The sequence below is a fragment of the Armatimonadota bacterium genome, assembly GCA_013314775.1.
GTDB lineage: Bacteria > Armatimonadota > Zipacnadia > Zipacnadales > JABUFB01 > JABUFB01.
The window spans coordinates 1-23603 of the sequence record JABUFB010000002.1; the positions used below are offsets into that span (position 1 = coordinate 1).

Consider the following 23603-nt stretch of genomic DNA (forward strand, 5'->3'; position numbering starts at 1 on the left):
GCGGAACTGGGCTATCACAGCCTACTTGAACGGTACGAGGCGCTTGCCGCTGCGTGAACCGCCCGGTGCGGACCCGCATGCCGGGTGGTGTGGGAGGCGGGGTCGGCAACGACCCCGCCTACCCGATTGATTGTAGGTTTTCGCCCATAGATGGAGATCGGCCGATGAGTGCGAAGAGGAGCAGATCAACAACACGGAACACTGGCGGTGACCGCGTGTTCTTATACTGCGTAGTAAAGACGGAGCTGGGCTGGTGTGGGCTATGCAGCCGCGGAAGCGGTCTGTGGCGAACCAGTTCGTTCCAGTCCGAGCCGAACGCCGCCCTGCAAGCCCTCCACCTTCCCGCGGGCGCACGGGAAGACTGCGGGGATCCTCTTCTCAGACGAGCAGCCCAGTGGTTGGCGGGTTTTTCTTGCGGCCGACCGCCGGCAGACTCGGTTCCGCTGGACCTGGCAGACACGACTCAATTCTCACGATCGGTGCTCCAGGAGTGCGCGAAGATCCCCTTCGGTTCCATTGTTGCGTATCACGAACTGGCGGCCCTGGCGGGCAGCAGCAGGGCTGCGCGGGCAGTGGGGCAGGTCATGCGCCGCAACCCATTGGCGCCTTTCGTGCCTTGTCATCGCGTCGTCGGCGCGGACGGGATGCTTACAGGCTTTGGTGGGGGCCTGCCACTGAAAGCGCATCTATTGGAGTTGGAGGGCTGGGAGGTGCATCGGGGGCCGGGCGAGAAATGGCGTGTGTCCGTATCGCGGGAGTCTCACTCGATCAAGGCTCGGCGCTAGCATCAGTACCGACAAAGCGCGAGAGATCCTTGACAGCTACTCACCGTGAGCGGTCTAGCGAGGAGGCAAGAGAGCGCGATACAGTGCGCTTTTTCGCGCGGTTGACTTGCCGGAAGACCTTGCGTTACAATGGCCAAACAACTATCTGTACCCGCGAGACGCCTGGGGTGACAGGGCATCATTGCGCCTGCTTCCCGGGCCAGCGTACGCGGCTTGGGATCATGGCCCCATCCGGGGCCTCGTAGCCAACCATCTTGACGGCCGCACCGCTCCGGCAGGACGCGGCGCATTGCCCGCGTGGTTGGCCGCAGGTCTGTTCTATGTATTGGGGCGTTTGGTGCCGACAAGCCGGTTGGGGGTCGGTTGCGTAAGGGGTAGGCCGTTCTCACGAAGTACGGTCTCGGTTTGACCATGCAGCAGCAGCCGAGGAGGCCATTGATTGTGCGCACCTCCAAGTACCGAGTTCACCACGTGGCTCTTGCAGCAACACTCCCCTTGCTCGTCCTCGCGATGGGATTGTTCCCAACGGGCACCGCGTCCGCAGCGAGCATCGACGGGGTGTGGGTCTGGCCCCAGACCGCGAGCACTAACTCCTGCCGCTGGATTCGCATCCAGATCGGCGTGAGCACCTCGGAAGAGGTCTATTCCGTCTCATTGAGCGGCGTCAGCCCGGCCGACAGCTACGCCCCCAACTCGGGCATGCCCATCGGAACCGTGCTTCAGGGCGGTTTCAGCGGGCTTTCCGGGCGCACCAACACGGACACAACGGTCCTCTACGCGCCCAATCGAACTGTACGCTACTTCACCATAGGACCATTCGTCGGCTCCCTGAACGCCTTCGGCCAGCGTCCTGCGGACTGGCCTTACGTGATAGGCTACCTCGCCAGTCCGGGCACCAACACCACTCAGCCGGTGAACGCGACCACCCACACGGTGGGCTTCACAGTCCTGACCTACAACACATCGGACAACAGTATCTCCACCACTGTCCTGAACACGACGACGGGCTATCGTACTGTTCACGACAATGACGACTACCTGGACTGGAACCGCCCCGACGGTTCCGGCGGCAACATCGACCCCCTCCGCGTAGGTCCGGTCGAGGTGCTTTCCGACAGCGGCAGTGGCAGTTCCGCTTTTACCTTCCGGGTGCGCTACACCTCCGGTCTTTACTCGGGCATAAACATGGAGCCCCTGTGGAGGACCGACGAGACCTTCCCCAACGATGGTAGTGCAGGCTTCTGGGATCGGTCCCGGGGCTTCCCGCAGCAGCGGAGCGGGCCTGACAGCGTCCGCCAGTTCAACTGGCTGTATGGTCGGACAACGGATCCGTGGCTAGATCAGGTGGGTTACGCCCGCGCGGAGTTCGATCAGCGTGGCGCCGTAGAACCCCGGATCATGCTGGTCATCGACGGCAAACACTGGGCACCACACTACATGATCCCAGAGGAGCCCAGTGACACGAACTACACGGATGGTGCGTTGTACACTTATACCATCCGCCCCACGGACTTCATGAATTTCATCGACAACATCTTCCTGTTCCCCTTTGACCTTCCAGGCCAGGACTTGTGGGACAATTGGGCCGTGCGCATAGCCGGCACCCCTGCATCCAATAACTATGTGTCGATGACCGCCGGTCCGCACACCTATGAGTTCTGGGCGACCGACGACTTCGCACCCGTGCGCAACAGGGCGTGGGTTCAGGTGGGCTGGCCAGGCAACGACGCGCATGTTGAGTACATGGAACGAGCCGCACCCGAGCCCAGGCGCGTGGACGGCCTGCGCTCAGCGCTGAAGCGCGGCCGCATCAGCGTCTACAACGAGCAGCAGGGTGGCGCAGCCTACACCTTCGACGAGCTGCGGCGGTTCAATGACGTGTCCGTAGACCAGCCGGACCCGTACGGCTACACGCTCAAGTCCCACAACGCCTCCACCAATGCTGACCTGCCCTCGGACCTGGAGGCCCTGGGCAGCGCCAACGTTGCGACCTCTCTGCGTAAGTTCCCGAACGTAAACCCGGTCCTGACCGCTCACCCGTTCTTCGGGATAACCCACCGCGAGGGCGGCATTACAACGCCTTTGCCGGCAGCCACCACTGCCTGGGGGACACCCGATTTCACTTCGGTGGGCGTGAACAACCCGTCAGTGTCCGGGGGCTATATCGACAATGCGATCCCGAATAATGCCTACATTCCGGGCGCAAACATCGGCGCATTGCCGAACCCCTTCGAGGCCGAGACTGGTGCCGGCCCGGAGCCACCGAACGGGCCGTGGAAATACACGAACGACGACACGATCCTCCCGAACTTCGCGAATATCTGGAACGAGCTTGCTTCGACGCCGTTCCGCGGAGGCAAGTGGACCCGGGGAACCAACTACACCTTGCGGGTGAATTACTGGCACTCCGAGAACGTGGCGCCACGCTTCATGCGGGTGTATATCCGGCGCAATACCCCGGACCCCGCGAATCCCGGTGCGGCTCCGGGCCAGTGGTTCGCCTACACCATGGAGAACGCGGACAACGACGCCCGGTATGACAACGGCGCCGTGTTCCAGTACCAGGCCACCCCTGACCAGCTTCCCACGAACAGCTCCCGCAGTGGCGGCGGCGTGGGCGAGTACAACTACTATTTCGAGGCCAATGACGGGACCCGGACGGCTATCTTCCCGAATCGCCCGGACGCGTACCAGGGCATCAACGATCCGGGCGACATCGGCGTGCCGTCCGGCCCCGAGGGCCAGGATTACTACTGGTTCCGTGTGAACCAGAGACCGATCCTCAGCGAGAACTCGGTGACCCCCACCGTAGGCAACGCCGGAGACCCCTTCACATTCAGGGTCAAATACACCGACCCGGACGGCGAAGCGGGCAATCCTAACGCCAAAGGTGACCGGCCGTTCATTGCCCACCTGTACGTTGACCTGTACGGCGACCAGTACGGACAGCATTCTGTCACGGCGGCGCCGGCCAACGAGTTCACGCTGGAATACCAGAACGCAAAGGGGCACGTCTTCGCCACAAACGAACTGGCCGGCCTGTATGTGGTGTTCGAGGATGGCGCAGCTGTTCGCGAGATCTATCGGATCGCGGGGAACAACGGCAACACAATCAACCTGGTCTCCAACGCCTCCGATCCCGACCATCCGGGTTCTGTTCAGACCGACGGTGTCCAGGACGGAGATTTGTTCTATATCGCGCAGCGGACCGCGATGGACCGGGATACTTCGAGCGCCAATGCCGCCGACTATGATGGCGACTACACCAACGGCGAAGTATACGTGTTCAATACGGGCACGAACATGATCCTGGGGCCCGGGAACCACCGTTATTTCTTCCGCTTCGCCGACGACTGGGGCGAGTGGATCTACCCAGGCCAGACGGATGTGCATGTGGAGGGCGAATACGTGCGGTTCCCGAACGCTCGGGAGTTCTCGGGGCCGCAGGTCATTGAGAACCGGGCGCCGGAGCTGGTGGACTTCCGCTTCCTGCCCCAGGATGTGGGCGCGGCTCCGGACGGAAGCACTTCGACGCCGTTCATTTTCTACGTCACTTACGTCGATCGGGACAATGATCCGCCGGCGTTCATCCGGCTCGAGCTCGATGGCGGCACCACGCTCAACATGTTCCCGGAGGACGCAAGCGACAAGGTCTACACCGACGGTGCGGTCTACCGCACGGCCGCGATTCAACTTACCGAGGGCCAGCACTTCATGCGGGCGCAGGCATCGGATGCCGAACTGCGCTTCCCGCCGGCCACGGCCTACCCGCCCGGCGATCCGCTGCCCTTCATGGGCCCGGTTGCGACGGTCGCAGGCCCAGTCAGCTCCGCCACGGTCCTGCCCTATACGGTGGGTGGCAAGACCTTCCCAGACGGCCGATATGACAGTGGCGGGGTGACCATCCGCATGCTGTCCGGTGCCGCCGCAGGGAAGACCTATACCATCGCGTCCAATGCCGGGTCGAACCTGACCCTCACAGCCGGCGCAGACCTGATCGCGGACGCTGTTGCCGACGGTGACCAGTTCATCTTCGACGCCGCACCCGGACCGAAGGTGGCTGCGAACACGCCACCGCAGCTCATTTTCCCGGCGGACGATGCCGACTACAACCCGGATCCCAACGCCCTGGAGCTGCCGGGCCTGGAGCCTGACTCTGGTGTGCCGGAAGACCTCGGCACCGTACCGCCGACGCAGGCAACCACCTTCACCTATCGGGTCATCTATATCGACAACGACCAGTTCGCGGGCGTCCGCGGCAACCCGCCTGCCTACGTTCAAGTCTACATCGACAGCGTCGCGTATACCATGAGTCCGGTCGACCCAACCGATACCGACTACACCACGAACGGTCGCGGCGCTGAGTACATTCTTACGGTGCCGGACCGCGGTGCTTCGCCGCCCATCCCTCCGCTGATCGAGGGTACGCCACATACCTACTTCTTCGTGGCCTCGGACGGGCTGGACACGGCGCGGCTGCCCGCACTGGGAACGGTGACAGACGACCGGTATGACGGGCCGATCGTTGACGGCAGGCCCGACCCGCCGCAGCAGCTGTTCGTCACGGACACGCCCAATGACAACGGCAACTCCATGCAGTGGCAGTTCAACGCCTCCCTCGACGATGGTGGCGGCGCTGACGACGTCGTGGAGTACCACCTGTACCGGAACACCACGGGTGTGCCCTTCGCCGACCCGCCGATCCTGGTCATTCCGGCCGACAACTCGCCGTCATACGCCGGACAAGACCCGCCATCGCCCGCGGTTGATACCGGTCTGCAAAAGGGCGTCGCTTACTTCTACACCGTCCGGGCCTACGATGGCCCGAGCATCGACCAGGACCGCGACGGACTGCCCGACCGGCTGCCCGACGATGGCTCCGGCGTGCCGCAGTACGTGCCGATTGATCCACTCGACCAGTCCTTTGACTCCAATGTCGAGGGCCCGGTGACGCCGGAAGACAACATCCCGCCTGGCGCGCCGACCTTCTTGGCTGCAGTCAATCCAGGACTGGGCGGCACCATCGAGCTGAACTGGGGCGCCTCTCCTGACGACGGCACCGGCGGACAAGATGTGGTCGAGTACCGCATCTACCGCGCGACCGACCAGGCAGACCTTCAGACCGGGCCTCCGCTGGTCGTTATTCCCGCGGGGGAGACCGAGTACGTTGATCTGACCGCGGTTGATGGAACTGACTACTGGTACGGCATCACCGCGTGGGACGGAGCCAATGAGTCCGTACTCGTTCCGGCTGATCCGAGCCCGATCGCTTCCTCCGACGCCGCGCCGCCGGAAATCATCAACCTGGTTCCGGCCAACGGAGACATTGACGTGCCGACGGATACAAACATCCAGTTCGACCTGCGTGACACCGGCGCGGGTATCGACATCAGAAGCCTGAAGATGACCGTCACCGTGGGCGGAGTCGACACTGACCTGACCGCGAATGACCTGACGATCACCAACCTCAACGGCATCACGCGGGTGGTGTACGACCCACCGGTGGACTTCTCCTATCTGGTCTCCGTCGGGGTGCATATCGAGGTGAGCGACCAGGCCGGGGATCCCACCGCGAACCCCGTGGAGCCGCCCAACAGTGCTACGCTCGACTACCGGTTCACCATCATCGGTCCTCCGGTGTACGCCATCGAGGGCACAATCATCGACCCGGACGACCTGGGGAGCACGATCCCCGACGTCCTGAAGGACATCACGGTCCGGGCATATCCCGTTGGTGGCGGCATGTTCCTGCAGACGAAGACGGATGAGAACGGGAACTACCGGATCGACGGGCTCGCCGCGGGCGAGTACTACGTGAAGCCCTTCAAGCGCGGACTGGCCTTCACCCCGGACCAGAGCGTTCCGCTCACCGTTCCGCCTTCTCCGCAGCGGGCCGACTTCACTGCGCGCCGCGGTTACGACATCGGCGGGACGATTACCGATAAGGACGGCAATCCTCTGGCGGATGTCCGGGTATCCAACGGCGTGACCGAAGTCAGCACCAACGCTGACGGCGAGTGGGTCATACAGGACGCCGGCGCCGACACCTACACTGTCATCCCGCTGAAGGACGGCTACAACTTCACACCGGTGAGTCGCGACGTCACCGTTCCGTCGGCCGACATGGACCAGATCGATTTCGTCGGTGACGTGGAGCGGTATTTCGTGAGCGGCAATATCAAGTCGTCGGCCGGCGCGCGCCTGGGTGGCATACTGGTCGAGGTGTACGATGACAACGGCCAGAAAGTCATCTTCCGGGACGCCAACAACAACATCATCGAGCACCGCACCTCCGCAAGCGGCGACTACTTCATCGACGGCCTCGCCGCGGGCTTCTATTCGATCCGTCCCACAGACCCTGACTGGGTATTCGATCCGGTTAGCCGCGACATCAATGTGGCCTCCGACCGCAACGACGTGGGCTTCATCGGCCTGCCGCTGTACCGCTTCACTCTTGCGCCGGGCCTGGACATGGTCGCGCTGCCCATTACGCCGCGGGACCTCAACCCGGCCAATAACGTTCCGGCAGGCGTTGATATCGCCCGCTGGGATCCGACCATGCCAGACACGGTGGTCGACAAGTATCTCAAGGGCGACCAGGGCGCGCCCGTTCCGGCTCAGTACCAGATGTTGCCCGGGCGGTCCTTCTGGATGCGCAACAACAACGCTGCACCTGTCGTGCTGGCGATCCCTGATGAGCCGGTGGACACGACCATCGACTTCAGCCTCGGCCTGGAGCGCGGCTGGAACATGGCCGGTAACATGTACGACGCCGATCTGCCCTGGAGCAAGCTGAGCATCACGCCCGGAGAGCCCGTGCGCGACTACGGCTTCCTGTACAACAAGGCCACCAACAACTATGACTTGATCACCGACATTCCGGGTCTTGGCACGCAGACAGTGATCCCCAGGAACGCCGGCTTCTGGATCAAGTCCGACCAGAAGCGGACCGTCACAGTGAAAGCTGTGGCCACGAGCGACGCCACAAGCGCCCAGCCCGCCGCGCTGGAACTGGGCGAGAACGACTTCCTGGTGCCTATCGTCGCCCGGGCAGATCGCTGCGCGGACACAATGAGTGTCGCCGGGGTCCTGACGTCATCCTCGGACGACATCCGGATCGAGAACCCGCCGGCAGTATCGCCCTACGTGGACGTGTACTTCGTGAAACCGAGCGGGGAACGCCTGGCGTGTGAGGTCCGCTCGGCTGCTGCTGAAACCCAGAGTTGGGACTTCGTCGTGGCGACGGACCTGCCCGGCGCCAAAGTGGAGCTGACCCTGCCTGATCTGTCAAGCGTCCCGGCGGACAAGACCGTCTGGCTGGTGGATCAGGCATCAGGCAAGCGCCTCTACGCGCGGACGCTGTCGGCGTACGGCTACACCGCGGATGGCAAAGGGCTGCGCAGGTTTACCCTCGAGGTCGCGCCGAAGAGCGCCGCCGGCCTTGTCATCAGCGCCGGAACCGCCAGCCAGTCCGGTGAGCGGGCATCGGTCAGCTACACCCTGAGCGCGCCCGCAACTACCACGGTGAGCATTCTGAATATCGCCGGGCGCGCGGTCCGCGTGCTGCAGACGGGCGCGGTTGCGTCGGCGGGCGTGAACACGGTCGCCTGGGACCTGCGAAGCGACAGCGGCACCCGGGTCCCTGCCGGCCGGTACCTGGTCCGCATAGAGGCGCTCGCCGACAACGGTCAGGCCGCCTCGACGGTGGTAACGATGCAAGTCAACCGCTGATTTTCCGGCGGTCCGCACCTAAATGCGAAGACATTACGCGCAAGAACGGGCCTGGATGCCTCTGCGGCAAGGGAGCATCCAGGCCATAGGCACATGACGCAAAACCGCCCGGGCAACGCCTCGAGTGGCGGCGGCTGGATGCGGCGGCGAGACGCGGGCAGGCTGTACAACGGCTGGGGACTTGCACGCAGTCGTCGGATAGTCAAGGAGGAACACAGATGGCCGCCTCGACATACAGGTCGCGTCAGTCTCGGGTCCCGATGGGCCTGCTCGTCGCCGTGCTCATGCTCCTTCCGAGCGTGGGCGCGCTGGCGCGAACAGTGCGCATCCACCTCGGCGAGCAACGCAAGAGCGGCATCGAGTTCCTCATGAAGCAGAGGGGGATCTCCCGCGATGCCGCTGACCGCCTTGTGCGCCAGTATGAGCTGAAAAACGGGAATCGCATCCTTGACTACGTCGACGTTCCGGAAGGCGCCCAGTTGGACTTCTGGAAGGTCCGCAATCATCCGGATCCCGCCAAGCGCGTGGAGTTCGGCGGGCGCGGGACCATCGTGGATGCGACCTCGTACCTGGGGCGCAACTACAAGGAACTCCTGTTTGGACTGCTCAACACGAGCCAGCGACAGGAGGCCCTGGCCCTGCTCAAACAGGCCCGCGACACCGGGTTCATGATCATCCCGACGGCTCTGCAGGCCGGGCCGGGGACAGTGAAGACCGCCGCTGCGCAGACCTTTACCATCGGTGTCATTGTTCCAGAATTCCCCCACTGGATCGACATGCGCCCGCAAGGTAGCGGCCAGGCCGGCGTGCGCTCCGGTACCTTTTACCAGTCCAACGTAACGACCCCGCCTGGGGTCAAGGTCTTTCCCGTGAGGCCGGGTGGCGGCGGCGACGGTGGCCCCCTGGGAGGCTGGAATCCGTCGGACACTTCCATCCACAACTACAACTGGGAGGAGTGGCCCGGCGAGTATTACGCAGACTCACCGGGCGGTCCAATCAACACCAGCGGCATGCCGCTGGGTCTTGCCAACAACACCTCCGCCTGGTCCGGCTCGAGCGTCACTGCGACAACCAATACCGACGGACACCCCCACTACGGCGGTGACGTGCGCCCGGGCAGCGTGTACGCCGAATCCCCGCTGCAACTCCGCCAGCGCCTCTACGACCTGTTCTTCAACAAGGCCCTGACGAGTTCGCTTTACACCTGGTTCTATAACAATACCCACGCTCACATCAGCGTTGAGGGTTCTCCTTCCAGCATCATCGGCTGGATCGACGACCACCACGTGCTGGACCGACTCCCGCGCGGTTCCTCAAACTACTATGCCGTCCAGCCAGGCACCCCGTTCTACCGGCCGCAGGACCCGAACGGGCCCGGAATCGTCCGGGCGAGCCTTTGGCAGAACGGCAGCACCAACGGCCTCACGCTATTCTTCCGTAAGGACGTTGACAACCTGAGCCTGAGCCAAATCCAGCTTACCGCATTCCAGACCCAGGACGTGGACAGCGCGACCAGCGGCACCCAGACGGGCAACATGGTGATCGATATCAGCAGCTCGGGCCGATCCACGATCTACGCCGATCCGTGGGACCACCGGCGGTGGACGATCACGGATTCGGACTGGGAGTTCGTGGACCAGGGCGACGCTACCAAGCGCATTGATTTCGTGCTTGCGCGTGGCTATGGATGGTCCTGCCAGGTTAGCGGTCACGCGGCCGAACTGGGCTCAAGCCCCGTCACCTGGAACAACGCCAGCACCGGTTATCGCAACCAGGGCCAAGGCTGCGGTGACTTCCCGGCCTACCAGCCACTGCCCGGCGTCAACGTCCCGCGGACCCTCGCCTACACGGGTGACACCGTCTCGCCGAGAACGGCCACAGGCGTGGTCAACTCCGACGGCACTGTGGGCTCCCAGATGGGCAACCGTCTGATGAGCTTCTGCTACTATGCTCACAACGGATCGTATGGCGACCCGCTGTTCTCCACCTTTAGCTCCAGCGGCAGCGCCTATCAGCTTCAGACCCTGCGCAACAGCAGCGGGGAGACCGACCCCATCGCCGGCTACGTGGACGACTCCCGGGACCGCGCCCCGCGCTTCTATCCCTTCGACCACGACATGCGGGACCACAACTTCCCGAACATGGGCGGGTACTTCGGCACATCCTCTTCCTATCACACGGATTCGCAATGCTGGGCAGACGTGACCCAGGTCATGAAAGACCAGGGCATCACCTACACAAACTATGACCAGCTCATCCTGATGTACCCCGGCGCCAACGACAATGCCAGCGGAGGCGAGTCCCTGAATGCGGGCGGCTTCATCGCTCACTCCGGGAACCCGATACCGGTGTCGACCGGAGCGGGTGTTCTGCTGCTCGCCCATGAGATCTGCCACAACTTCGGCGCCGGCGACCTGTACGACCTGGACTTCTATACGAACAACGGGACTCCGCCGCCGTCGCCGCGGCTCGTGGAGACCTGGATGATGGCGCCGTACACCGTCATGAGTTTCGGCGGCTTCCGCCTTGACGCCTGGCACAAGCTCAATATGGGCTACGCGACCGCGACCAACGTCCTGCGCGACCTCGGCTTCACGCGGATTGACCAGGTCGAGCAGACCACAGCGGACCCGGTCATCCTGAAGCTCCCTGCGAACCCGCTCTCGGTGTACGCAAGCAAGAATCCGATCAAGCCGGCCGGTTTCTCGGGCACCCAGGGCGACTGGGACAAGCTTGCAGATCCCGACCAATGGCAGGAATACTTCCTGATCGAGAACCGCAATGTGATGTCCGGTGCCTACGCGGGGGACCGCTCGCCGCGCGGCCTGTACATCTACCATATCGATCACCGCGCCGGCCAAAGCCGCGAGGACTGGCACGCGGTGAAACTCGTGCAGGCCGATGGTCGCGAAGACCTGGAGACGGTGCAGACCAGCCAGGCTTTGACCACGGACATGCTCAATGGAGACCCGTTCCCCGGTTCCACCGCGAACCGGTTCCTGACTGAGCGCAGCCAGCGGCTGATCAATGGCCGCAACTCGCCCACGAGCTGGAGCAATGGCGTTCCGGATTCGGGTGGCGCAACCATCATGGCCAACACGCCCACGGACTCCTTCGTGCGCGTGACGAACATCAGCGGCCCCGAAACCGGCCCCGGCGGAACGCCCAACGCAGCCGGCGACCCGATGACCGCTTTCATCTACGTGGAGCCGGCCGAAGTGGTTGTTACCGGTCAGACGCTCATTCCGGCGCCGCCGCCCGGGCAGACCTTCTTCGAGGTCCAGCAGGGCACCGAAGACTTCCCGGTCCTGTTGCTCAATCTGAACAACAGCGGCGTCTACCCGAACCTGTCCACCAACCCGGTGACGATCAACACCCTCCGGGTCTACGAAGTGGGCACCAGCCTGCAGGACGGCAACATTGCCGTCGCCAAGCTTTATGAGGACAGCAACAAGAGCGGTGCGCTGGAACTGGGGGTCGACACGCTCCTCAAGGCCGCGACGGTGACCAACGACTACATCGATTTCACCAATCTCGGCTACACCATCCAGCTCAACGAGGACCGTAACCTCATAGTCGCATACGACATCGCCGAAAATGCGCAGACCACACCGACAGTGACCGTCGGCGCGGAACTGACGACGCACGAGTTTGTGGTGCCGAACCACCCCGGTGCAGTACAGCAGCGCGTCCGACTAACCAGCGCGGGCCCCGGCATCCAGGTGAACGGCGGGGACGGTTACACCTTCGGCGACTACCGCTTCCCGATTCCGGGCGCGAGCAATCGGACCGCCCGGATCGTTGAGTCGCCGGACACCTTGACGGTGGATACATTCAACCTCGCTCCGGCCACTGCGGTGCAGGGCTCCTTCGATGTTCCCATCATGCGGCTGCAACTGTCGGTGAACCACGATGCCGTGACACTGAGCGGCATCCAGGTGACGCAGACGGGAACCGCGATCGGCGGCACCGACGTCTCCATCGTCCGGGCCTATCACGACAAAGCGGGCAACGGCGTCATTGACGCGGGGGATACTCTGCTGGGTGAAGCGGCCGTCATCGGGCCCACACAGGCCGGCGTTGCCAACATCGGTGGCCTGAGCTTCGACGTCACGGATCTGGCGCAACAGCACATCATCCTCGCGGTGAACATTACACCGGATGCCACCGCGGCGGCGACAGTGCAGTTGCAGCTGCAAGCGGCGTGCATGACTCTGCAGCAGAATCCCACCGACCTTTTCCCGGATCAGGTTGACTACAGCAACTTCCCGCACACCCATGCGGATGCGCCGAACCCCGTGACGCAGATTATCCCCGGCAACCGGCCACCGTATGCGCCGCCGCCGCCGAACCATGCCGTCTACGGCAGCGATTGGTCTCCGCGCGGTGGGGTGAGTGTGGAAGATCAGCAGCCCGTCTGCACCTTCCCGCGTGCTCGCGGCATCAGTGCCGCGCCGCCCAATGACGACCCGGACCCGGATACGACCTACGACACTGCCGACCTGATGAGCTATCAGGTGCAGTTCAGCACCGACCCGACCTTCGCGTCCATTGTGCGGACTGAAACGATCAGCCCGCCTCACGCCAACGCCGACGTACTGACCTTCCAAGTGGGCGCGGCTCTGGCCCCCGCCCAGTACTACTGGCGTGTGAGGACCATCGACACCCAGGGCGCGCAGTCGCCGTGGTCCGCGCCGGCCGCGGTCTTCGTGGTTGCGAACCGGCCCACGCCCCCCACCGGTCCGTTCTCACCGGTGAGTGTACCCCCGGGGAGCGGGAACACGGTTGTGAGCGTCGCGCAGCCGACGTACTCGTGGACCCTGGGCACTGACGTGGAAACGCCCCCAAGCCAGATGCGCACCATCGTACAGGTTGACGACAATGCTGACTTCAGCAGCCCGTTGTTCGAGGCGTGGTCCCAGCCGGGTGCGACTACCAGCGCAGGCTGGGTAGTGCAGGCTGGCGTCGGCTCCGGGAGCGACGTCCTGACGAGGGGCGTGCATTACTACTGGCGCGCGCAAAGCCTGGATGGCGCGAACACCGTTTCGGGATGGACGACTGCGACCCTCGACTTCAGGGTCGGGGAAAACCTCCAGCCGACCGCGCCGCAGCCGCCATTCTCGCCCGCGGACGATCAAGTCGTCACGTCCGCCAACCCGACCTTGACCTGGGGCGCCTCCAGCGACCCGGACCCGGAAGACAGTCCGTCGAACTTCACGTACTACGTGCAGCTCGATGACGACAGTGACTGGACCGACCCCAACCTGTTTGAGGGTCAAGTAGACCCACCCATTGCGGGAAGCCCCATCAGCCTGTCTCTGACGCCGGCGATCATGCCCGTGCCGCTGGCTGACAATGGGCATTACTTCTGGCGCGTCCGAACCCGCGACCGTGCGGGTGTGGACGGAACGATCTCGGACTGGACCGCGACGCTGAGTTTCTATGTGAATACCCAGAACGACCCACCCAAGGCGCCCACAACTGGCTTCAGCCCGGTAAACGCCACCCGCATCAGCGATACCACACCGGACCTGAGCTGCGACCCGACGGTGGATCCGGATCCGCCCAACAATCCCGATCCGGCGGGGCAGGTCGCCGGGTACCAGTTCCGGCTGAAGTACGAGCCGGCTGACCCGGGCACCTGGAATCCGGATGCCGACTTCGACTACCAGTACACATCCGGCACAAACCAGGCCGCGGTGACCACCCCGCTGACGGACCCGCTACCCAACGGTCGTTGGTACTGGGCAGTGCGCGCGCGCGACGACTACGGCGCATGGTCGCCCTGGAGCGTGCCTCTCTACTTCCGGCTGAATCGGCCGCCCACGCCGCCTCCGACCCCCGGACCGACCCCGGACACCGATTGGGTTCCGGCCGACGGCGCGGCGGTCATACCCACACCGACCTGCCAGTTCCCGCCCGGCGACGACCCGGACGAGACTGACGATCCATCGAACCTGACCTACCGCGTTGAGTTCTCACAGGACGCGGCCTTCGACACCGTTTTCGCAGCCAACATCTACACGGTGTTGCCCAATCCCAATGACCTGTCTGTCGTCAGCTTCCAGGTGACGAATGCTCTGGCGACCGGCACCTGGTACTGGCGCGTGCAGGCCTTTGATCAAGCAGGGGCCACCTCTGCATACTCGCAGGTCCATAGCTTCCTGGTGGATAACCCGCCCAGTCCGCCACAGGCGCCCTTCGCGCCCAGCGGGAACTCGGACGCGGGCCGCTTCCCGGTCTACGAGTGGGTCATCGGGGCCGATCCAGACCCGGCGGACCTTCCGGCGACCCTGATTACTGTTATCGAAGTCGACGACAATATCGATTTCACCAGCCCAGAGTACGGCGGCGAAGTGGACAGCGCCCCCGGAGCGGACAGTCTGGACTCCTTCGCAGCCGGGCTGACCGAACTGCGCCCCGGTGTCACCTACTACTGGCGCGCCAAGACCCGTGATCAGGCCGGGCTGGAGTCCGGCTGGTCGCCGGTCCAGAGCTTCGTGGTGATCGACAATACCGCCCCGGATCCGCCGCGCAACATGTGGCCCAATAGCGGTCAGGAGACGGACCAGCTGAAGCCCATCATCTACTGGGACGCCGCGACGGACCCGGACGATGCGCCCGACGTCCTGCGTTACGAGATCCAGCTCGACGACAATGGTGACTGGAGCGACGCCAACGTCTGGGAAGGCACCGCCCTGGGCACGGACATTCGCGCGCTGGATGGCAGGGTCTTCGTCGAGGTCGACTCCACGACGCAGCCGGCCAATGAGCCTCTCAAGGACAACACCCTGTACTACTATCGCATCCGGACTATTGACCCGGCCAACCAGACCTCGGACTGGAGTACCGTCCAGAACTTCTGGGTCAACAGCGAGAACAACCCACCGGAAGCTCCGGCAACCGGCTTCAGTCCCAGCAACGGTGAGGTGGTCTTCAACCTTCCCGCTGTCCTGCGCTGCAACCATGCATTCGACCCCGATCCGTATGATCCGACCTGGCCCGGCGGACCGTATCTGACCTATATCTACCAGCTGCGGCGCGACAGCGCGCCCACGGACGCCAGCTTCACCTACCAGTACACGGTAGTGGCCAGCACGCCGCCCAATGTGCAGGCTCAGGTCCAGGCCATCGTGACCGGCGACCTCGGCGATGACGATCCCAACCACGAGCACCCGTGGTACTGGCGCGTTCGCGCAGTGGATGACCAGGGCGCTCAGTCGCCGTGGAGCAGCGTCCAGTACTTCTATCTGGACACCGGAAATCAGCCGCCGACGCTTAGCCCGTCGGGCAGCTACACTCAGGCCCTGACGCCAAAGTATGGGAACATAGCCCCGCCGACGCACTTCAGCTTCGAAGTCGTCTATGCTGACGCTGAAAATGACGCCCCTATCGATATCGATTGGGGTGGCCAGACCGGCGCGGTGTGGCTCGAGCTGGATGGCGATCCAACCAAGCGCATTGCGATGCGCAAGCTGGACGATACCGACAACAACTACGTCGACGGCGTGACGTACATCGCCGGTCTGAACGCAGACGACCCGCTGCTGGGGATCGGCACCCACAGATTCACATTCTATACCGCGGGATGGATGGTCCAGTGGCCGCCGCTGCCTCCCGTCACCCCGCCCCCGAACTTCAACCTGTGGGGCCAGGGACCGATCATCGGCACCGCCAGCGGAGTCGCCTTCACGGACGGGGCGTGGGATGCAGCGGCGATCCCAGACCCCGGGACCCCGCCTGACGTAGTGGTGGACGCCGGCTACGAAGAGGGCCTCGATGTTATCCGGGTGCAGCTGACCGATACGGACAAGGCTGGTCGCGGCCAGATCCAGGTGACGCTGTATACCGACCCGGGTAAGTCGCCCATGGACGTCGAGACCCTGACTCTGACTGAAGACCTCGGCCAGCCCGCCGGTACCTTCCGCGGTCAGATGGCTGTCCTCGGGCGCGCGGAACAGCCGGGCGATCCGGAGCTATCCCTCCCGGACGGAGACCCGGGACGGGTCCTGAATGTAATCGCCGGAGCGAGTGGCAACCTGGTCACCGTCCAGTACCAGGATCCCGACGAAGGCGCGGACTTCCCGGCCTCCATGCAGCGGGACATCTCTACGGACACGGCCTTGGTCGTGGACACCACCGCACCACCGGCTGTCCCTGACGCCACGCTGCAGCTGGCGACGGGCGCCAATGCATACGGTAACTCTGACGGTCAGAGCATCGACGTCAGCTGGGCAGGCTATCTGCAGGCCGGCCCACCATATGAGCAGGTCGATATAGTCGGTTATGAACTGTATCTGAGCGACACCGGCCCGTTCGACGTGGATGTCAACGGCGGAGTGGTGTTCAATCCGGCGAACGCCGCCGTCCTTGTCGCGACCCTGAGCCCCAACCAGACGTCCTACACCGTCACTGGTTCGGAGCCCAGTCTGGTCGGCGCCGGGATTGCGATCGACCCCAACCAGACCTATCACGTCGCCGTGGTGCCGGTTGACGAAGTGCCCAACCGCGATGTGCCGGTGAGCAGCAAGGCGGTCACCACCGCCGACACCCAGCACCCGGTGCTCTTCGACGAATCTCCCACGGACGGGTCAGTGGAAGTGCCGCTGGCTACACCGATCAGCTTCCGCCTCGAAGACCCTGGAACGGGCATTGACGAGAGCACGTTGCAGGTGCTCGTGCGACGGGCGCCCACCGGTTCGCCCGCCGGTACTGGCACCTGGTACGACATCAACGCGGATCCCTTCGGTCTCGGCTGGCAGCGCACCGTCAGCGGGACCCTCGCGGACCGGACCTACACCTTCAACTATGCTCCGGGCGATCCGAACGCCGATAGCTTCTTCGCGCTCAACCAGCGCGTCGAAGTCCAGGTGATCTGCGACGACCTGGAGGGTAACACGCTGGACACGTGGGCGCCGGTACCGCCGTTCACTCGGTTGTGGACCTATAACACCAAGTCCGACCTCAACCCGCCGCAGGTAACGAACCTGAGCCCGGCGGACGGCGCGACTAACGTCCTGCCCACCACGCCGATCACCTTCCACGTGACCGACGATATCGCGGGTGTTGATACATCCACGATTATGCTCCAGGTCAATGGTCAGCCTATCGGCGCGGCGCAAGGCCTTGTGATTGATGACACCGATCCGCTCAACGTCGCGGTAAGCTACCCTGCACCGACGGCCAACGTTATTCCCTGGGGCTCCACGGTCACGGTTCGTGTCTGGGCGAGCGATCTTGCGGGCAACGAGATCCCGCAGGCGACACCAGTGGAGTGGAGTTATGAGACCCAGGCCGATACCAGTGGCCCGGCCATGGACATCGCGGCGCTGGTGCCGGCTGCCGGCGCTACCAACGTGCCGATCGACACCAACATCTCCTTCCGGCTGACCGACGACCTTTCCGGCGTTGCGAAGCTGCCGAATGGCGACTGGGATGTCACGGTCTATATCAAGGTGGGCGCCGGTGGCGAGACGCAGGTCCCGTACGCCGACCTGCAGTTCACTGGTACCGCACGCGCACTGCGCGTCACCTACAACCCGCCGGCCGACTTCAGCTATGAAGACGTGGTTGCGGTGCGTGTGGTCGCGAAGGATGCGGCCGGCAATGCGCTTGGCGACGAGAGTCCGGTGATGGGCCTCAATAACGGGTTCGAATGGTCATTCACCTGTGTCTCTCCGCCGCGCTACCGCATCGCGGGGACCATCGTTGACCAGGACGGCAAGCCGCTGCCCGGCGTGGTCGTCACATCGTGGGAGGATGGACAGCAGCCCGAGGACGGTCAGCAGGTCACCACCGACGGTAATGGCACGTACATCGTGCAGATCCAGATCGGAGGCACGTTCAACCTGCGTCCGGAACTGCCCGAGTACACCTTCGAGCCCGCCGAGCGTCAGGTCGTGGTTGCCGGTAGCGACGTGGTCGATCAGGACTTCGTGGGAACCCTCCAGACGTACAGCATCAAGGGCAACATCGTCCTGGACGGCGCAGGCCTTGAGGGCGTAACCGTCTCCACGACCATCGGCGGCGCAACAGTGAGTGTGCTCACCGATGCCAATGGGGACTACGAGATACCGAACGTCCCCAGCGGACGGTACACGATAACGCCCGCGAAGGTCGGCTACACCTTCCGGCCGGGGGGACGAACGCGGGACCTCACGGGAGCAGACCTCGAGGGCATTGACTTCGAGGCGGTCGCTAACACCTACAGCATTTCGGGGACCGTCCGCAACTGGGACGGCGAACGGATGGCGGGGGTGCGCATCTCCGACGGCACCCGCAGCACCGTGACGAACGATAGCGGTGAATTCACTCTGGCCGACGTACCGTCGGGGACGGTGGAACTGACCGCCAGCAAGACTGGCTACAAGCTGCTTCCGGAGAGCCAGCAGGTGACGGTCCCGCCCGACGCGACCGCCGTTGACTTCACCGCATACGTCTCCTTCGCCAATAGCTTCCCGGCGGCGGATGACATCGTGAACATGATCGGCGTGCCCTGCCACCCGGCGGACACCGACCCCGATGCGGTATTCGGGGAGCGCTCCGACGTGGTCCGGTGGAATCCGCTGGGCAGCCCGCCCGCCTATGTGTTCGCCGGAGTGGGTACCCTGAACCAGGATGTTGTCAACGTTCAGCCTGGTCGCGGCTTCTTCGTGAGGCTGCGCAAGGCGGACCCGAACGATAATACGAAGACGATCCCGAACCCCGATCTCGAGGTGGCAGGTCGCCCGGTCACGACCGCACGGCCGTTCACCTTGAGCCTGGGCCCGATCTGGAACATGGCAGCGAACCCGTACACCACCGCGCTGCCCTATGCGAACATCGTCCCTGCTACGCCGGATTCGGTCCGCAACTACGGTTACGTGTACGATGCGACGCTGCGCAACTACCTGCTGGTCTCGTCACTGCCCGGCATCAACGTCGCGCGGACCCATATCCTGCCCTGGGAAGGTATCTGGCTGCGGACGAACGGCGGGGCGGCAACCGTCAACATACAGGCTCCGGTCGGGACCAGCGATGCCCCGGCCAGCCCGCAGGCACTTGATCTCGGCAGGGACGGTTGGGCACTGCCCATCGTCGCCAGAGCGGGTGGCAGCATCGATACGACCACCGCTGTGGGCGTTGGTCCCGCGCTGTCTGGCGCCTTCCAGATCTACAACCCGCCCATGGCGCCTGGATCGGTGGACGTGTTCATTCGCTCCGACGACGGAACCGCACTGGCGCAGGATGTGAAGCCGGACGTCACCGCCAACCCGGTCTGGACTCTGACTGTGGCTACGGATATCCCGGGCGCCCAGGTTGAACTGAGCATGCCTGATCTGAGCCGCGTGCCCAACGACATGGGCGTTTACCTTACCGATCTGGAAACCGGCAAGCGCATGTACGCGCGCACCATGACCAGCTACCGCTTCGAAGTGGGCGCCGCCGGCGGCAGCCGGGACTTCAAACTGGAGGTCGCGCCCAAGTCCGGTGCGGGCCTGGTCATCACAGCAGCGGTGGCGACCGCCGGTGTTCAGGGAACAGTGGTCACGTACAACGTGTCCAAGGAGTGCCAGGTGACAGCGGACGTCCTGAACGTTGCGGGACGGGTGGTTCGCACCCTTTGCTCCGCGAAGGATGCGGCCCCGGGTGTGAATACTCTGAGCTGGGACCTTACCAGCAGCCAGGGCACGCGCGTACCGTCCGGGCGTTACATGATCCGTATCAGCGCCGCGAGTGAAGATGGACAGCAGGTGACGGCCGTCACATCCGCAAACGTGAGCCGCTAGCGTTGCCGAACGCATGGTTCGCCCGGGCCGGCGCGTCTGTGTCGGGTCGGCCCGGGACGCACAACCTGAGGAGAGATAACCAGATGCACAGCACCCGCCTGATGAAACTGTTCGCAGCAGCATGCCTCGTAGCCCTGGCTGTTCCTCTGGCGCTCAGCGGATGTGGGGGAGACGACGCCGCCCCGAACGCGAACGAAGACACGGGCATTGTGCGCGGGCGCACGATTGATGCGCGCACCGCGCTGGGCCTTGGGAATGTCCAGGTCGCAATAGGCAATAGGATCGTCTCCGGCGGCCAGACCCAGTTCGTGCAGGCGGGAGCCGCCTTCTCCACGACCCCCAATGGCGACTATGAGATCACGGGAATCCCGCCCGGCACCTACAACACTTTGCGCGTTACTCCGTCCCAGCAGCTCTACGGTCCACAGCCGGACCAGACGGTGAACATCACCATCGCGGCCGGCCAAATCGTCGTGTTGGCGCCCGTGCTTATTGTCGATGGCCAGCCGCCGCAACCGGCCCAAAACTAATAGACGGTGGTCTCCGCCATTGGGCAGCGCTACAAGGGTCGCGTCAGCTGCGCTGCCCTTGGACATCGCTGGTAACCACGCGGCGGATCGCCTTGCTGACAGCGCCGTCTTGCCATAGGACGGCGCTGACGCCTTTACGATGAGGGGCGCTCCTGTGCGCAGATCGGCCACTTCACTTGTCCTGGCTACGGTTCTTCTCGCCTCGTGCAGTCTGTGTGCGGCCGACTGGCCCGTGGCATGCCACGACCTCGCGCGGACGGGCATCGCCGAGGGGGCTGGGCCTGCGGGCACAGAGGTCGTCTGGGCCACCGAACTGGGCGCAAGTGTGGATGGGTCGCCCATCGTCGTGGGCGAGACTGTCTATGTGGGGACGTCAGCCGGCAGGTTTGCTGCCTTGTCCCGCGCGGATGGTTCGGTCCTTTGGACCCGGGACACCGGCGGCCCGATTACCGGCGCAGCCTGCGTGGCCGGGGATCGCGTATTCATCGGCTGCGGGAACGGCATGGTGCATGCTTTGCGCACCGACACAGGGGAGCCTATTTGGAGCCACCGCACAAGTCGACCGGTGCTTGGTGCTCTCGTCGCACTGGATGACGCGGTGATCATCGGCAGTATCGATGGGACATTGCGCTCGGTCAACGCATCAGACGGCCGGCTCCGCTGGATCATTGAGCCTGCCGGAGCCATCAGCGCGCCCCCTGCGGTTCGAGACGGGATTGTCTACTATGGCGATGAGGCCGGGCTGGTCTGTGCCCGTCGCGCCTCGGACGGCTCGCTTGTCTGGCAGGCCAAGGTGGCTGGAAGCATTGTGGGGGCCCCCACGCTCGTGGGTGAACGCCTGTACGTGCCGCTGATGAGTTTCAGCGCGCTCTCCCCGCCGGCCACTGAGTTCATCTGCGCCTTTGACGCCGGGGATGGTGCGCGTCCCTGGCGTATCCAGAAGCCCCAGGCCCAGTCGGTAATGGGATCGCCTGCGATCCTGGACACCACCCTGTGGGCATTTGTGGTCGAGGGCTACACATCCTCCGGCATCCTGCGGGGACTGAACCTCGAGACCGGAGAGCAGATTGTCGAGACCAAGTTCGGGACGTTGGTTGTGGATGGCGCGCTGGCGGTCGCCGACGGCAACCTGTACTTCGCCGCCCAGGATGGCCGGCTCTACATCTGCGACGCCCGGACCGGCGCCGTCCGCACCAGGCTCCCCCTCGGGGGCCCGATTTTCTCATCTCCCGCCATTTCTGACGGTCTGCTCTACGTGGGCTGCCAGGACGGGAAGCTGTACTGCGTCAGGTAGCCCGCGCCATAACCGCGCCGTTGTTTCGTGCTATAATCCCCCCGTCTCTCACCAGCCATGTACCGGACTGCGCAAGACTATGGAACTCCACGGGTTCGAAGATACCATCGCTGCAATCGCCACTCCGCCGGGTGTGAGCGGGATCGGGATCGTGCGCGTAAGCGGGCCGGAGGCTCTGGTCATCGCGGACCGCATATTCAGGCCCGCCACACCGGGAAAGATTCCATCCAGACTGCGCACGTTCAGCACTCGTTACGGGCACATCATTGACGCGGATGGCGCTGTGGTGGATGAGGTCATTCTGACCGTCATGCGAGCTCCACGCACATACACCACCCAGGACGTGGTCGAGATCAACTGTCACGGGGGCGTGATCCCGGTCCGCAAGACGCTGGAACTGGTCCTCTCCTGCGGCGCGCGCCTGGCTGACCCGGGGGAGTTCACCAAGCGCGCCTTCTACTTCGGGCGCATCGACCTCGCCCAGGCCGAAGCTGTCGCAGATCTCGTGAACGCTCGCACCGACGAAGCCCGCCGCGCTGCAGTGGATCAGCTCCAGGGTCGCTTCTCGCAGAGCGTCAACGCAATGCGCGAGACAATCATCGATCTGCTGGCGGCACTGGAGGCCGCACTGGATTATGGGGACGAGGGGCTCGATCTCCTGACGCCCGAGCAGATCACCGCCGCCTGCGACGATCTTGAGCGCCAGCTTTCGGAGCTGATCGCCTCCGCTGACCTCGGGCGCCCGCTTCGAGAAGGCGTGCGTGCAGCCATCGTCGGCAGGCCGAACGTGGGCAAGTCAAGCCTGCTCAACGCACTCCTCGGGCAGGAGCGAGCCATCGTCACGCCCATCCCGGGCACAACGCGAGATGTGGTTGAGGACAGCATCAACGTCGCCGGTGTGACGCTGACCCTTTCCGACACTGCGGGCTTGCGCGCCACTCACGACCCCGTGGAAACGGCGGGTGTTGCGCGCGCCCGAGCTGAGATCGATCGTGCAGACCTTGTTCTGCTAGTTATGGACGGGTCCGAGCCCCTGAGCGAAGCCGACCTTGAGCTTTTTGCCACCGTGCCCCAATCCAGTACTATTCTTGTTGTAAACAAAGACGATCTTCCGGCGGGCATTGAGAAAGACGCGCTTGAGCGCTGGGGGAGCCGGCCGGTGGTGTGGGTGTCTGCCGAACGCGGCACCGGACTGGATGCACTGAAGAGCGCGATCAGTGACATGATCTGGTCCGGGCGAAGTCTCCAGTCCTCCGGCGTGATCGTCACGAACCTGCGCCACAAGCTGGCACTGGAACGTGCGCGCGACGCAGTCGCGGCCGGCCGAAAAGCGGTTTCCGACGGTCTCACCGAGGAGTACGTTGCGTCCGATCTGCGCCAAGCGCTGGACGCTCTGGCTGACATCGTCGGCCTCACACTGAGCACCGAAATCATCAATCGCGTTTTCGAGAATTTCTGCATTGGCAAGTGAACTCCGCTACGGCTGGACGACGGG

6 protein-coding genes are annotated in these 23603 nt (G+C 64.1%); all 6 read left to right on the top strand.

Features of this window, described 5'->3' with window-relative positions; genetic code table 11:
* Nucleotides 1–398: 398 nt before the first annotated feature.
* The 6 genes from HPY44_01450 to mnmE all read left to right on the top strand — a co-directional run bounded on the left by HPY44_01450 (nt 399) and on the right by mnmE (nt 23579).
* Nucleotides 399–785, top strand: coding sequence for an MGMT family protein (locus HPY44_01450; GenBank protein NSW54653.1), 387 nt, complete (start codon nt 399–401; stop codon nt 783–785).
* Between the two features lie 441 nt (nt 786–1226).
* Complete coding sequence (locus HPY44_01455; protein ID NSW54654.1) at nt 1227–8516, top strand: hypothetical protein; 7290 nt, start codon at nt 1227–1229, stop codon at nt 8514–8516.
* A 218-nt stretch (nt 8517–8734) separates the two neighbouring features.
* Entirely contained in the window at nt 8735–20284 is an 11550-nt protein-coding gene (locus HPY44_01460) for a carboxypeptidase regulatory-like domain-containing protein (protein NSW54655.1), read from the top strand.
* Between the two features lie 83 nt (nt 20285–20367).
* Nucleotides 20368–20814 (top strand): hypothetical protein, encoded by a 447-nt coding sequence (locus tag HPY44_01465; protein NSW54656.1) that lies wholly within the window; start codon nt 20368–20370, stop codon nt 20812–20814.
* Between the two features lie 154 nt (nt 20815–20968).
* Nucleotides 20969–22108 (top strand): PQQ-binding-like beta-propeller repeat protein, encoded by a 1140-nt coding sequence (locus HPY44_01470; protein ID NSW54657.1) that lies wholly within the window; start codon nt 20969–20971, stop codon nt 22106–22108.
* Between the two features lie 79 nt (nt 22109–22187).
* A complete protein-coding gene (mnmE, locus tag HPY44_01475) occupies nt 22188–23579 on the top strand; it encodes a tRNA uridine-5-carboxymethylaminomethyl(34) synthesis GTPase MnmE (protein ID NSW54658.1) in 1392 nt (463 codons plus the stop codon).
* The last annotated feature ends 24 nt before the right edge of the window (nt 23580–23603 follow it).